14 protein-coding genes are annotated in these 13395 nt (G+C 57.0%); 4 read left to right on the plus strand and 10 right to left on the minus strand.

What is annotated here, in order from left to right; genetic code table 11:
- Positions 1-34: 34 nt before the first annotated feature.
- The 7 genes from chvE to WA225_RS21750 form a co-directional block, all read right to left on the minus strand.
- Entirely contained in the window at positions 35-1105 is a 1071-nt protein-coding gene (chvE, locus tag WA225_RS21720) for a multiple monosaccharide ABC transporter substrate-binding protein (protein ID WP_422609536.1), read from the minus strand.
- A gap of 105 nt (positions 1106-1210) precedes the next feature.
- Positions 1211-2302 (minus strand): Gfo/Idh/MocA family protein, encoded by a 1092-nt coding sequence (locus WA225_RS21725; protein WP_422609537.1) that lies wholly within the window; start codon positions 2300-2302, stop codon positions 1211-1213.
- Positions 2303-2346: 44 nt separating this feature from the next.
- On the minus strand, positions 2347-3342 hold the full coding sequence (iolG, locus tag WA225_RS21730) for an inositol 2-dehydrogenase (protein WP_422609538.1): 996 nt from the start codon (positions 3340-3342) through the stop codon (positions 2347-2349).
- 68 nt (positions 3343-3410) lie between these two features.
- Positions 3411-4283, minus strand: a complete 873-nt coding sequence (locus WA225_RS21735; RefSeq protein ID WP_422609539.1) for a sugar phosphate isomerase/epimerase family protein — start codon at positions 4281-4283, stop codon at positions 3411-3413.
- A gap of 55 nt (positions 4284-4338) precedes the next feature.
- Positions 4339-5235 carry an intradiol ring-cleavage dioxygenase gene (locus tag WA225_RS21740; protein WP_422609540.1) on the minus strand — a complete coding sequence of 299 codons (897 nt, stop codon included), beginning with the start codon at positions 5233-5235 and terminating at the stop codon, positions 4339-4341.
- A gap of 80 nt (positions 5236-5315) precedes the next feature.
- The gene (locus tag WA225_RS21745) at positions 5316-6749 is read right to left on the minus strand and encodes a sugar porter family MFS transporter (protein ID WP_422609541.1); all 1434 of its coding nucleotides are present in this window, start codon (positions 6747-6749) and stop codon (positions 5316-5318) included.
- Positions 6750-6981: 232 nt separating this feature from the next.
- Positions 6982-7896, minus strand: coding sequence for a LysR family transcriptional regulator (locus WA225_RS21750; RefSeq protein WP_422609542.1), 915 nt, complete (start codon positions 7894-7896; stop codon positions 6982-6984).
- A gap of 172 nt (positions 7897-8068) precedes the next feature.
- Here WA225_RS21750 and WA225_RS21755 point away from each other — a divergent pair, with 172 nt between their 5' ends.
- From WA225_RS21755 to WA225_RS21765, 3 genes are read left to right on the plus strand one after another with little or no spacing between them, the layout of a single operon-like run.
- The gene (locus tag WA225_RS21755; protein ID WP_422609543.1) at positions 8069-8893 is read left to right on the plus strand and encodes a dioxygenase; all 825 of its coding nucleotides are present in this window, start codon (positions 8069-8071) and stop codon (positions 8891-8893) included.
- Positions 8894-8917: 24 nt separating this feature from the next.
- Positions 8918-9313 (plus strand): nuclear transport factor 2 family protein, encoded by a 396-nt coding sequence (locus tag WA225_RS21760; protein ID WP_422609544.1) that lies wholly within the window; start codon positions 8918-8920, stop codon positions 9311-9313.
- A 19-nt stretch (positions 9314-9332) separates the two neighbouring features.
- Entirely contained in the window at positions 9333-10400 is a 1068-nt protein-coding gene (locus tag WA225_RS21765; protein WP_422609545.1) for a maleylacetate reductase, read from the plus strand.
- 209 nt (positions 10401-10609) lie between these two features.
- On the opposite strand, the gene WA225_RS21770 is transcribed toward WA225_RS21765, so the two are convergent.
- Together WA225_RS21770 and WA225_RS21775 are read right to left on the minus strand one after the other, a co-directional pair.
- On the minus strand, positions 10610-10849 hold the full coding sequence (locus tag WA225_RS21770; protein WP_422609546.1) for a hypothetical protein: 240 nt from the start codon (positions 10847-10849) through the stop codon (positions 10610-10612).
- Between the two features lie 2 nt (positions 10850-10851).
- Complete coding sequence (locus WA225_RS21775) at positions 10852-11085, minus strand: hypothetical protein (RefSeq protein WP_422609547.1); 234 nt, start codon at positions 11083-11085, stop codon at positions 10852-10854.
- 487 nt (positions 11086-11572) lie between these two features.
- Between WA225_RS21775 and WA225_RS21780 the strand changes: the two genes are divergently transcribed.
- Positions 11573-12343 carry an NERD domain-containing protein gene (locus WA225_RS21780; RefSeq protein WP_422609548.1) on the plus strand — a complete coding sequence of 257 codons (771 nt, stop codon included), beginning with the start codon at positions 11573-11575 and terminating at the stop codon, positions 12341-12343.
- 100 nt (positions 12344-12443) lie between these two features.
- Here WA225_RS21780 and WA225_RS21785 read toward each other — a convergent pair whose 3' ends face one another.
- Positions 12444-13367 (minus strand): LysR family transcriptional regulator, encoded by a 924-nt coding sequence (locus tag WA225_RS21785; protein ID WP_141128574.1) that lies wholly within the window; start codon positions 13365-13367, stop codon positions 12444-12446.
- Between the last annotated feature and the right edge of the window lie 28 nt (positions 13368-13395).

Here is a 13395-nt window from a genome sequence, read left to right on the forward strand (position 1 = left end):
GTCTTTCTCCTGCACGCACGGGCACTGGATCGCCTTAGCGCAACTGCTCGGGGGTGTAGAACCGGGTATCGTCGACGAGCACTTTCTGCCAGTTTTTGCCATCGACCAGCAGCGGCGTGAGTAACTGGGTGGGAACGACCATTGAACCGTTGTCATACGAGGTGGTGTCGTTGACCACAACTGCCTTGCCGGTCAGCGTGGCATCCATCATTTGTGCCGCCGCTTCGGCCAAGGCGCGGGTGTCTTTGAAAATGGTCGAGGACTGGTCGCCGCGCATGATTGATTTGATGCTGGAGATCTCGGCGTCCTGCCCAGTGACAATCGGCATCGCAGCCTTGCCGGTGCCATAGCCAACACCGCGCAGGGACGACACCACGCCGGTCGCAATCTGGTCGTTCATCGCCAGCACGGCGTCCAGATGGGCATTGCCATAGAAAGCGCTGAGCAGGTTATCCATGCGTGCCTGGGCTTGTGCACCATCCCAATTCGGCGTGGCGACTTTCTCCATGGCTTGCTGGCCGCTGCGGATAACCAGCTTGCCGCTGTCGATGAAAGGCTTGAGCTGCGACATGACGCCCGCGTACACCACGTGGGCATTGTTGTCGTCGGTGGAGCCAGCGAAGACTTCCAGATTGAACGGGCCCTTGCCCTGCTTGAGCGCCAGCGCGTCGACGATCGATTGCCCCTGCAACACACCGGTGCGGTAATTATCGAAGGTAACGTAGTAATCAAAGTCTTTGGTGTTGCGAATGAGACGGTCATAGGAGATGACCTTGATGCCTTTTTCCTTGGCTTGTTTAAGCACGTCAGCCATGGTCGTGCCGTCGATCGGCGCGACGATCAGACCCTTGATGCCTTTGACCATCATGTTTTCGATCTGCGACAGCTGAGTGGGCGCTTCGTACTGTGCGTATTGCAAGTCGGTGTCGTAGCCCAGTTTCTTCAGCGATTCGACGATGCTGCTGCCGTCAGAAACCCAGCGCGCTTCGGTTTTCGAGGGCATGGCAATACCGATGGTGCCTTGCGTGCTGGTAGCGCCTTTGTCACAGGCACTGACGGTAAATGCCAACAGTACGCTGGCGGCGACCTTGATGATCTTGTGCATGATGACCTCTTCTTTTTGTTGTTGGCATTTCTCGGGGATGCAAGTGCCCTTCCGGCTCTGCGAACAGAGCCGGCGGGATCAACAGGTGTACTGGAGTGCAGTGCGCTATTGCGCCAGGATGACTTCCTGACCGTTCAGCTCGGCGGACTCGAACAGCGCTTCGAGAATCACGTTGATGTTATGTGCCTGGGTGGCGGGCACGGTCGAAGGACTGCCGCTGCGCAACGACTGGACGAAGGCGGCGGCTTCACGGTCGAAATACACCGGGTTACCGATTTCGGCAATTTCCGGCGAATAGACGGTTTTGCGCACCGCCCAGATCTCCGGAAAGCTATTTTCGTTCCAGTGCGTCCAGCCTTGCTGATGGCCATTCTTGCCATCGTGGTAAAGCTTGTACGACGCGGGCATCGGCGTGGAATGCATGACGCCGTGGGTGCCGTAAGCCGTGATGTCCCAGCTCTCCGTCCAAGGCATCGGATCCCAGGACATGAAGTCGATTGTGATGAGCTTGTCTGCGTAGTTGAGCACCGCGCCCACGGCATCCTCGCGCGCTGAATCGCTCATCTGCCCGGCAAACTTGGTGATCCGCGCATTGACCGAATCCGGCATGCCGAAGTGCAACAGCAAACGGTCAATGGTGTGGCAACCGATCACATAGAACGCACCGCCACGGTCACCTGGTTGTTTCATGTGGTTGGTATCGGCCTCGTCGTGGGAGCACCCGGCGTGTGCCCGCACTTGCAGGACTTTGCCGATTTCGCCGCTCTGCAGCACTTGCTGCATTTTTTCCACAGACGGCGCGTAACGCCAGCAGTAGCCGACCTGGAACAATCCACCCGTACGCTCTACCGCTTCAACAATGCGGCGGGTATCGATGGTGCCGCGCCCGGCAGGCTTTTCGCAAAGCACAGCTTTCCCGGCTTCCAGCGCCTCGATGGCCCAGTCCGCCATCAGGTAGCTTTTGGGGTGTATTAACACCACGTGCACATTGGGGTCAGCGAGGATTTCTTCCTTGCTGCGCGGCTGCAGCTCCAGCGCATCGCAGAAAGGCGCGAGCAACGGACTGTCGTCAAAGGCACCGAGGAATTTCGCACCGGGGATACGTTTAAACGCCTTGACCCGTCCCGAAGTGTGCGGGTGGGTGATTCCCAGGCAGGCCACACCAATCGTGGCGTCATGTTCAATTTTATAGGACATGCTGTTCTCCAGAATTCTTGTCGAGGTTGCGACTGACTCTCGTCTCAGAGTCGCACTGCCCGCCCGGTCTTGACTGACTCCACCGCAGCATCCGCCAGCTGCAGAGCCTTGAGGCCATCCTGCACAGTGGTGGGCAGCGGCGTGCCCTTTACCAACGCATCGATGTAGGCATCCAGCTCGGCCTTATAGGCTTGTTGATAGCGTTCGAGGAAGAAGTTCAGCAGCGGTTCGCGCGCATCGGTAACGTCCTGACTCCAGCGGCGGATAGTGGTCGGGCGCAGGTTGTCCATCTGCAACATGCCTTTGGAACCAAACACTTCGATACGCTGGTCATAACCGTAGACCGCCTGACGGCAATTGTTGATATGGCACTGCTTGCCCGAGGCGGTCTGCATTTGCACCATCGCGGTATCGTAGTCGTCGTACTTTTCCATCATCTGCGGATCGATCAAACGGCTGCCGATCGCGGTCAGCTCGACCGGCTCTTCACCGAGCAGCCAGCGACCGATGTCCAGGTCATGGATGGTCATGTCGCGGAAGATCCCGCCCGAATGCTCGATGTAATCCTCAGGTGCGAGTCCCGGGTCACGACTGCTGATGATCACTTGGCGCACTTCGCCGATGTCGCCGGCCTGAATCGCGGCATGCATTTGGGCGAAAGTGCTTTCGAAGCGGCGGTTGAATGCGAGCATCACCCGCCCGTTCAGGCGTTCCACCTCCTCCACCGCCGCCAGACTTTTGGCCATGTCCAGATCGATCGGTTTTTCACACAGCACGGCCTTGCCTTGACGCACGGCGCGCAGCATCAGGTTGATGTGGGTGTGCGTCGGCGTGCCAATGACAATCGCCTGCACATCGTCACGGTCGATTGCCGCTTCACAATCGAGCATGGCTTCGGTGCCGAAGGCATCGGCCAGGCTTTGGGCAGCATCGGCGAAGGGATCCGCTACCACAACCAGTTTGGCGAACTTGCTTGCAGCCACGTTGGCTGCGTGAATCTTGCCGATACGACCGGCGCCGAGCACTGCGATACCTACCATTGTTCATCTCCTGAAAAGCGCTGTTATTCGTTGTAATAGTCGGACAAATCTTCAATGGCCCACGCGCATCAGCGCGCAAACCGGATGTTTTCAAACTGTGCGAGGGTGCTGTCGAAGGCGCGCTTGGCCACCACGTCCAGCGGCAACTTGCGCAGCTCAGCGGAGATCAATTCGACACCCCATGGGCCGTCATAACCGACGTTGACCACTTGCTGAATAAAGCCCGGCACGTCCAATTGGCCTTCGCCGCAACACTTGCGGTAATGCGTGGAGTCGTTGAATAGCGTTTCGACGATGGAATGATCAGCGTCGTCCAGTTCGATGGACTTGATCAGCTCCAGCGGGATCTTGGCAATCTCGTCGAAACTCATGCCGCCGCGTGCAACGTGCCAGGTGTCCACCAGCAAACCACCGTTGGGACGCACGCCTTCGGAGACGGCAATGGCCAGGTCGATGGTGTTGACACTAGAAAACGGCAGGAACTCGATCACTACATTCACGCCGTATGGCTTGGCCTGGTCGCACAAGTGGGCAAAGGTTTCGCGCATCAGTGGCACATCAGGGGCGCCGTCGTCAAACAGCCCGGCCGCGACTTTCAAACTGCGCGCTCCCAGTTCGCCTGCGACTTCCAGCAGTTCGTCGCGGATCCGGTCGGAGGAGTTGCGGCGATCACCGTCCAGATGCCAATCGGTCAGAAACTCCACTTCAAGGTGCTTGATGCCGTTGTCCTTGAAAATGTTGCGCACTGTGGAAATGCCATATTTGGCAACGTTGTGCACCAGGTCAGCGTGAACCAGCCCCATGCCCTTCCAACCCGCTTTGGCGGCAGCCTCAGCTCGCGACTGCAGGGAAAACGTGCTGATCTCGCTGGGTGCGCCGGGGTAGGTGTCGCCAGCGAGAGTCCAGTAAGCGGCCAACAGTTCGATATTTTTATTTGGCATGACGATCACTTAAGAATGAGTGGTTGAAAACGTTCGCTAACAAGGTGTCGCTGAATCAGACCGGGGTAAGAACGAAGTCCCAATTGACCGCCAGAAAAGGCAACGGCAAGTCATAACTGCTGGCAACCTCGGGATCGGCTTGTTTGGTGAATTCGGCGATCAGTTCTTTCTTTACGCCGAACACGGTGTCTTCGTGCAGGTACGGACAGTCCGGGGTAAATATGTGGGTGATGACCTGGTCGTAACCTTCTGCGGTGACGATGAAATGCAAATGCGCAGCGCGATTCGGGTGTCTGCCCAACTGCCCGAGCAGCTTGCCGACCGGGCCGTCAGCGGGAATCGGGTAATGGCGTGGTTTGACCGTGCGGAAGGCGTAGTAACCGTCAGCGTCACTGGTGAACAGCCCGCGAAGGTTGTAATCCGGTTGCACGCCCTTTTGCTGCACGTCGTAGAAACCGTCATCGTTGGTCTGCCAGATATCCAGCGTCGCGCCGGCAATCGGCCGGCCAGCGGTGTCCAGCACGCGGCCGCTGACCAGCGTCGGCTCGCCTTTGCCGTCCAGGCAAATGTTTGCGCCGTTTGGATAACGCGGCGCATCCGCCACGTAAAACGGGCCGAGAATGGTGTTGGGCGTGGCGCCTTTCGGGCGGCGGTGATTGATCGCGTCAACCAGCATGGTAGCGCCAAGCACGTCCGACAGCAGAATGTACTCTTGACGCCAGTCGGTACACATTTGCCCGGTCTGGGTGAGGAACTCGACGGCCTTGAACCACTCGTCATGCGTCGGTTCGATTTCCTTGATCGCCGCGTGCAAGTGCCGGGTCAGTACCTCCATCACTTTCTGCAAACGCGGATCGGCATCAGCAGAGATTCGCGCGTTGACGATTTCAGCGGAATGTTCTTCTTCGAAGAGGCCGCCGATGGCGATATCGGTGTCCAGGTGAGCGGTCATGACTGAGATCCTTGTTTCATTATTCTTGAAGAGCGGCAGTGGTTTCATGCGCACTGCCGGCGACGCCAGTGATGCGAGTTTCAATAGGCCTGTGCGTCGACGGCGCGCCATTTATGGCCGTTGAAGCGTTGCTTCATTTGCTGTTCGATTTCTTCCAGGGTCAGGCCTTTGGTTTCCGGCAGCCACAAGGTGCAGAAAACAATCGAGCCAATATTGACGACAGCGAACAGGAAGAAAGTCATGCCGCCCAACGTACTGAGGAGAACCGGGAATACGAACGCGACAATCGCATTGAACACCCAGAAAATGCTGACTGAGATACCGTTCATCAAACCCCGTGCGTGGGTCGGAAACAGTTCCGACATCAACAGCCAGTAGACCGGGCCAATGCACATCTGCATGAAGAACAGGAACACCAGCACGCCCGACAAAGCCATGTAGCTTTGCAGCAGCGAGTGCGGCATGAAATTGAGCACCACACCAAGGAAGATTTGCGCCAGCACCACCACGGTCAGACCCAGCAACAGCATGGAACGCCGGCCCATACGATTGATGACCCACATGCCAATCAACGTTGCGATCACCGAAATGACGCCATTACCGATGGTTGCGATCAGTGCCGCGTTGATGCCCATGCCGGTCTCTTTGAGGATCATCGGCGTGTAGTACATGAATGCATTGACGCCGGTGAACTGGATGACGAAGCCCAGACCAATGCCAATAGCGAGCAATTTCAGCAGCCACGGTTCGTTGAGCTTGGCCAGCACCCCTGTGTGTGTGCGTTCGACGTTGCACTGGGCGATGATTTCCTTGAGCTCGCGGTCGGCCTCGCGCTGTGTATCGCGGATGCCGGCCAGCGTCGACTTGGCTTCGGCAATGCGGCCCTTGCTGACCAGCCAGCGCGGTGAAGTCGGAACGAAGTGCATGCCGATGTAGAGCAATGCGGCCGGAATCAGCGCGATGGCGAGCATGTAGCGCCAGATGAGGGGGCTGTCGAAAAGATGCGCCAGTCCGGCGCTGGTGACGTAAGCCAGGCACTGCCCGGAGACGATCATCAACTCACTCTGACAGACCAGCCGCCCCCGATGTTTAGGCGCTGCCAGTTCGGCGATCAGCACCGGAACCGTGGATGAGGCACCGCCAACGGCAATGCCGAGAATGAAACGCGTGGCGACCATGCTCCACATGTCCGGCGCCATTGCCGTTCCCAGCGCACCCACTGCGAACAGCAGCGCCAGAGCCTTGAGTACGCCGAGGCGGCCATAACGATCCGACAGTTGCCCTGCGAACAACGCGCCAAATGCACCGCCGAAGATCAACGAGGACGCCACTAGACCTTCCGAAACCGGTGACAGGCCGAGCCCACCTTGGCTTGGCTCCAGTGCCATGAACGGCAACGCGCCGGAGATCACGCCAGTGTCATAGCCGAAGCCCAACGAACCCATGGTAGTGATGACGGCGATTCGCCAAAGAATTTTTGATGAGGCATTGGCGCCAGTTCGATCGTGGGACATGAGGGTCAACCTTTTATTGAAGTTATTTGTACACTCAGTGGGATCGAGACTACTGCCATTGAATCGGAAAAAAAATGTCCATCTGGCAAATGTGTTTTCCGCTCAGTGGAAAACTGCGAGCGAGCGTAGAGAACGGCCTTGTCGGTGATGGCAGGACGAGAGTCAGTCAGCGCGGGGAAGATCGACGCGGCCAGGCGCCGCATCGTTTATCAGGAAGGAATCGACGCGAGGTTTATCGCGTCCAGTAGCGCTCGTATTCATGCTCGGCAAAATCGGCGAGCAGGAAATCGATGAAAACGCGCAACTTGGTGGGCATATACCGCCGGCTCTGAAACGCCATGTTGATCGTCAGCCGGGGCAGATCCCAGTCATCCAGTACCGGAATCAGGCGCCCAGCTACCAAGTCGGCATTGATGATGTATTTAGGCTGCACCAGGATGCCACCGCCCGCCAGTGCTGCGGCGCGAACAATTTGGCCATCATTGGTTTCAAGGATCGGATCAACTTTGACCGCGACCTCCTCCTCACCTTTGGTAAAACGCATAACCCGTGGCTGATTGGCGTGGCTATAAATCAGCAAGTCATGATTGGCGAGATCCTCGATCGTCTTCGGCGTACCCATGCGCTGCAAATAGCCCGGCGACGCCGCCAGCACGCGACGTGTTTCAGCCAGACGGCGGATGGTGATGTTCGAGTCGGGCTCATATTCCTTCGTTCTGATCGCCAGATCGATCTCGCTGTCGATAATGTCGTAATAGCGATTCTCGCCTAGAACCTTGACCGTGATGTGCGGGTATTTCTTGCGAAACGCGGGAATCAGCGGCGCGATGTGCAACATGCAAAACGAGATCGACGCAGTGATCGTCAGGGTTCCAACCGGCTGCACCAGCGACTCGGTGAGAGAGGCTTCGGCTTCTTTCAGTTCGCCCAGCAGGCTTTTGCAACTGGTGTAGAACTGATGGCCGGAATGGGTCAGCGCCAGACGCCGGGTATTGCGATCGATCAAACGCACATTCAAACGCTGCTCCAGCGCCACCAGATGCCGGCTCGCCGCCGCGTTCGACAAGCCCAGCAACTCCGCCGCCTTACTCAGCGTTCCCACTTCGGCGGTCGTCACAAATAGTTCGAGTTCGGTCAGCCGATCCATCGCGCCCTCCATTTTTATTTTTTCATATATGAAATAAAGATTTTCTTTATCGGGCTTTTTTTGCGCAGGCCGCAACTATAACGTGCAGCGCTATGGCCTGAACAGGGTGGTTGCCGTGTGTGCAACTGGCTAAAAGCAGGCGCCCCGATACCAGCAAATTCTCGGAGTCACGATGCGCAATCTGGACGAAGCATCAATCACGCAAGCGGTACTGGCACGCAACAGCGGCACGGCTGACCCGCGTTTGTGCGAGGTAATGACGAGTCTTGTGCAGCATCTGCACGCCTTTGCCCGGGACATCAGACTGACCGAAGGAGAGTGGCAAAGAGGTATGGATTTTCTCGCCGAAGCGGCGGCGATCTGCTCGTCAGATCGACAGGAATTCCTATTACTTTCCCACACGTTGGGACTCTCGACGCTGGTGCTGGCCCAGAACAGCAAGAGGCGATCGGGTGGCACTGAAGCCACAACAATTGGCTCGCTGCCATTACCGCCCCCTCCCTTGTATGACTTGGGCGCCAACATCAGCGCCGAGGGCTCCGCCGCCAAATGCCATGTTCGCGGAACGGTTCGCGACATCAAGGGCAATCCGGTTCCAGGTGCCAGTATTCAAGTGTGCGTTGCCAGCGATGATGCCTGTGATCAGGCGTTATTGCAGGCCGATCATGTCGGCGAATACCACTTCTGGACTGTGCTGCCCGACAGTCAGCCGATTCAAACCGATGGCCCGGTCGGCACCTTGCTCGCAGCACTCAATCGACATGCCTGGCGACCGGCGCACATGCAATTCACCCTCCGCGCGCAGGGCTACCAACCGCTGACCACCCAAGTATTTCGTGAAGGTGATGCATACCTTGATACCGATGCCATGTTCGGTGTGCGCTCTTCGTTAATTGCCCAATGGTTGAGCCACGAACCGGGGCCAGCGGCGGATGGTTCAGTGATAAACGAGACGTTTTATTCACTGAACTTCAACTTTGTCCTGACCAGCCAGTAAGCCGCAGGCTTATCAAGGATCCCAATGATCAATGAACCTACTATCACTGCGCTTCTCACCGCGCTTGAAGATCAGCGTTACGAGGCCATGCGCCGGGGCGATCTGTTGACCTTCGAGCGCTTGGCTGACCCTGAACTGATCTACGTTCACTCCAACGGGATCCGGGACACCCTCAACAGTTATCTGCAAAAGTGCCGTGACGGTCTTTACCTTTATCACCGCATTGAGTATCGGATTCATGAGGTTCGCTGTTCGGGTGACACCGCATTGGTGTTTGGTGAAATGGCAGCTGACATCACTTCCCACGGCATCGCCAAATCCATACACAACCGCACGCTGACCGTCTGGCGCAGAACGGCTGCGCAATGGCGACTGTTCGCCTACCAGCCAACGCCTATGACAATACCTTCAGCACTTTAAATGTTCGGGAGAAACGCTAATGTCCACCGCACCTTTCATCTACAACGGCCAACCGTCCCGCGTGATTTTCGGAAGAGGATCGCTGCAACAACTTGAAGCGGAAATTGATCTTCTGGGCGCTAAACGAGCATTGGTGCTGTGCACCCCGGAGCAACGACCGCAGGCTGAACGCATTGCGCAGTTGCTGGGTGATCGGGCTGCGGACATTTTCGACAAGGCCGTCATGCACGTGCCGATCGAAACAGCGCGTGAAGCGCGAGAAGTCGCACGCAAACTGGGCGCCGATTGCGCAGTCGCGATCGGCGGCGGCTCGACCACAGGCTTAGGCAAAGCCATTGCGATGGATTCGGGATTGCCCATTCTGGCGATCCCTACGACCTATGCAGGATCGGAAATGACACCGGTTTACGGCCTGACCGAGAACGGCATCAAACGCACCGGCAAAGACCCGCGCGTGCTGCCTAAAACCGTGATCTACGACCCGGAACTCACCGTCAGTCTGCCGCTGGAAATGTCGATTACCAGCGGCATGAACGCCATCGCTCACGCCGCTGAAGGCTTGTACGCCCAAGACGGCAACCCTGTGATGTCGCTGATGGCCGAAGAAGGTATCCGTGCTCTCGCAGAAGGAATGAAAAAGATCCATGTCGATGCGACCGATATCGACGCCCGCGCCGATTGCCTGTACGGTGCTTGGCTGTGCGGCACAGTGCTGGGCAACGTCGGCATGGCGCTGCACCACAAACTCTGTCATACGCTGGGAGGCAGTTTCAATCTGCCACACGCACAAACGCACACCATCGTGCTGCCCCATGCCATCGCCTACAATCAGTGCGCCGCCCCCGCTCTGTCACGCATCAGTCGTGCACTGGGTGTCGATGACTGCTCGCCTGCAGCAGCGTTGTTTGACCTCTCCAGTTCGCTCGGCGCCCCCACCCGCCTCAAAGATCTAGGCCTGACCGAAGCGGATCTGGATCGCGCCACGGACATCGCCCTGTCTAATCCTTACTGGAATCCTCGGTCTATCGAGGCTTCGGCAATTCGTCAATTGTTCCAAGACGCTTATGAAGGTGCTCGTCCGCGATAGGACTCGCGTTAGTGCTTTACGAAGTAAGCTAATCCTGACGGGTGTTATTCAACTATCAGATAAATCTGATAAGCAGAACAGTACCTAAAATCAATACCGTGCGAATTAAAACTGAGCGTAAGCATCCGCTCACGCGGCCACGAGGCATTCGTGCACCGCGTGTTGCTATACCAGCGCGCATAACGCATCCTCGTGAATGCCTTCGCCGATCACTGTTCGTGCTCCTCGCGCCGCGCCGTGGCCGCCGTCTCGAAGGTCTTGTACAAGCCTTCGATACCGGCCGCGTTCAATGCCTTGACCGTCTCCAGGCCCAGCACAAAACCTTCGGCGCGATCACTGGCGCGAAACAGATCGTCCGCCGTGTGCGCCAACTCGATTTGGTGCAGCAGTTTCAGAGTTTGCACCTCCACCGCGTTCGGCAGGTGCAGTGCCGCCAATGTATCGGCCATGTTCACTCCCATTTCCAAACATTGGCATTGGCCGAGGGCTCAGGCGTCAGCTCGAATTGCCCGATATTGATCAGCAGCCAACCGCCGCCGGGCTCATTACAGCCATCGATCAATTGCCCTTGCAGCATGTGCCCATCAGGCAAAATTACCCGCAGCAGGTTGGCCGCCTTGGGTCCTTGTAAATAATGCTGCAGTTCAATACGGGCGCTTCCAGTGGCGGCATCGCTCAAGCGCACGGGACATTCGAGCGTGGTCCGCTCGATCGGGTCCTGCCCAGATAACGGGCGATCACCACAACGGTGGCCAGGCCCTCATAAACTTCAGACATGCACGGGTGTTCCCTGTTCGAGTAAAAGGCGATGCCGGCATCGACCAGACAGTCAGGCAATGGTAGACCAGAGCCGGGGGGACTGGTTTCCACGCAGCCAGAAAAAGGCCCCCACACCGGGGTCGGGTGTGGGGGCCGATTGAACATAGGCTGGAACTCAACGAATCGGTCTTCAAAGGCCGCAATCGGCCATTAGCAGACGTTCGTGAACGACCGATTTCGACCCATAGCTGACATTGGCGACAGGCAGAAAACGGCCAAAAAGCAGCCACTCCGTGCGCCTACAAATGCAGGGTCGATTCACAAATTTTCGAGAGTAAATTCGACATGGATAAACTCTTGTGTCGCGCTATGGTTCATTGATGCTCGATTCGGCTACCCATTGAGGCAGAGGAATGGATTTCACTCATAGCTTCATGCAGGTTTGGGATGCTCTTCGCTGGCTTATCCTGCCTTTGTTGCTAATCGGTCTACTGCAATCGCGCTGGGCCAAAGGTCACATGGGCGAGCTCCTAGTACGGCTGGTTGCCAGATGTCGGCTGGACAAGCGGACTTACCGTCGCATGCACAACATCACACTGAATACGATCGATGGCACCACCCAAATTGACCATGTATTCCTATCTCCCTACGGCATCTTCGTTGTGGAGACCAAGAACAAAAGTGGCTGGATATTCGGTAGCGAAAGGCAATCGCAGTGGACACAGAAGTTATATAAAAATACATACACGTTCCAAAACCCACTGCGGCAGAACCACAAACATCTCAAGGCTCTGCAGACCACTCTCGGCGTAGAACCGGAACATCTGCACTCGGTTGTCACTTTTGTTGGCGCAAGCACCTTCAAATCCGAGATGCCCGCCAATGTTACCCAGGGTAGTGGCTTCATTCGTTACATAAAGTCATTCAAGCAGCCGGTATTCACTGAGGCTGAAGTTGAAGCGCTTGTGCAAGCTCTGCGAAGCGGCCGGCGCCCGCCAGGTCTGGCCACCCACCGTGAACATGTGCAAAACCTCAAGCGCCGCAATGATCCAACAGCCGAGCGCAAGTGCCCAAAATGCGGCAGTGCATTGCTCATTCGCACCGTGAAGTTCGGCCCGAATGCGGGGAAACGGTTCTGGGGCTGTTCGGCGTTTCCCAAGTGCCGAGTGACGCAGAGGCTCTAGTGGATGCATGAAAATGGGGCGGCAGGCATGGCCGGTTTCGGCCAAGAGCGGTCATTCGATGTGCATGCGGATGGCTAATTTTCTGAGAAAAGCCCTCTACCTAAATCAACGTTTCCAATCCTTTGAGTCGTACATTCGCAACAAGGTAATCGAGAAAAACGCGAACCCGTACTGGCATCTGAGTACCTTGGCCGAGAAAGACTGCATGTACGGGGTCAATATCTCCCGGATTGAAAGGTTGCAGCACGGGCAGGAGTCTTCCTGAGGCAATGTCGTCAACCACCTGGAATTCATCAAGACGCGCCAAGCCTGTTCCTGCCACCGCCAACTGGCGCAAGGCCTCTCCATCACTGGCCGTCAGATTGCCTTGCGGCGTGACTAGATGTGATGAACCTTTGACGATGAAAGGCCAGCCCTTGAGTGTGCGTGTGTAACCGAAGTCCAGGAGATTATGCCCGGCCAGATCGTCTGGCACGATCGGCAGGCCATGGCGCTCGAGATAGTGGGGCGACGCGACGACGACCATACGCGTCTCACCCAGTTTTCTCGCCACCAGGCGTGAACTTTCCAGCGGGCCGTGACGAATCGCCACGTCGGTGCGCTCCTCGACCAGATTGACCACTTGATCCGTCAGTACGATATCGAGTGCTACACCCGTGAACCGCGCGAGGAAATCGTCGACCAAGGGTAATAAGACGTCCTTTGCAAAAGGCAGACTGGCACTGACCCGCAAACGCCCCCGCGGATCGCCCTGTCCTGAGGTGCCACGTTCAGCGTCTTCGACATCTGCAAGTATTCTGACGCATTGTTCATAGAACGCATGGCCTTCAAGTGTCGGCATCAGCCGACGCGTCGTTCGATTGAGCAAGCGTGCCTGAAGCCGCGCTTCAAGGCGCGATAGCAGCTTGCTGACAGCCGAAGGCGTCATGCGAAATTCCCGTGCAGTCGCTGAAAAATTGCCGAGCTCCATGACCCGGGCAAACACTTCCATCTCTGCCAGACGATTGATATCCCAACGTGCCATTGTGAATGTATGTCATAGAAGCCAGTCG

The sequence above is a fragment of the Pseudomonas sp. genome (genome assembly GCF_049300855.1).
In the GTDB taxonomy this organism is placed as follows: Bacteria; Pseudomonadota; Gammaproteobacteria; order Pseudomonadales; family Pseudomonadaceae; genus Aquipseudomonas.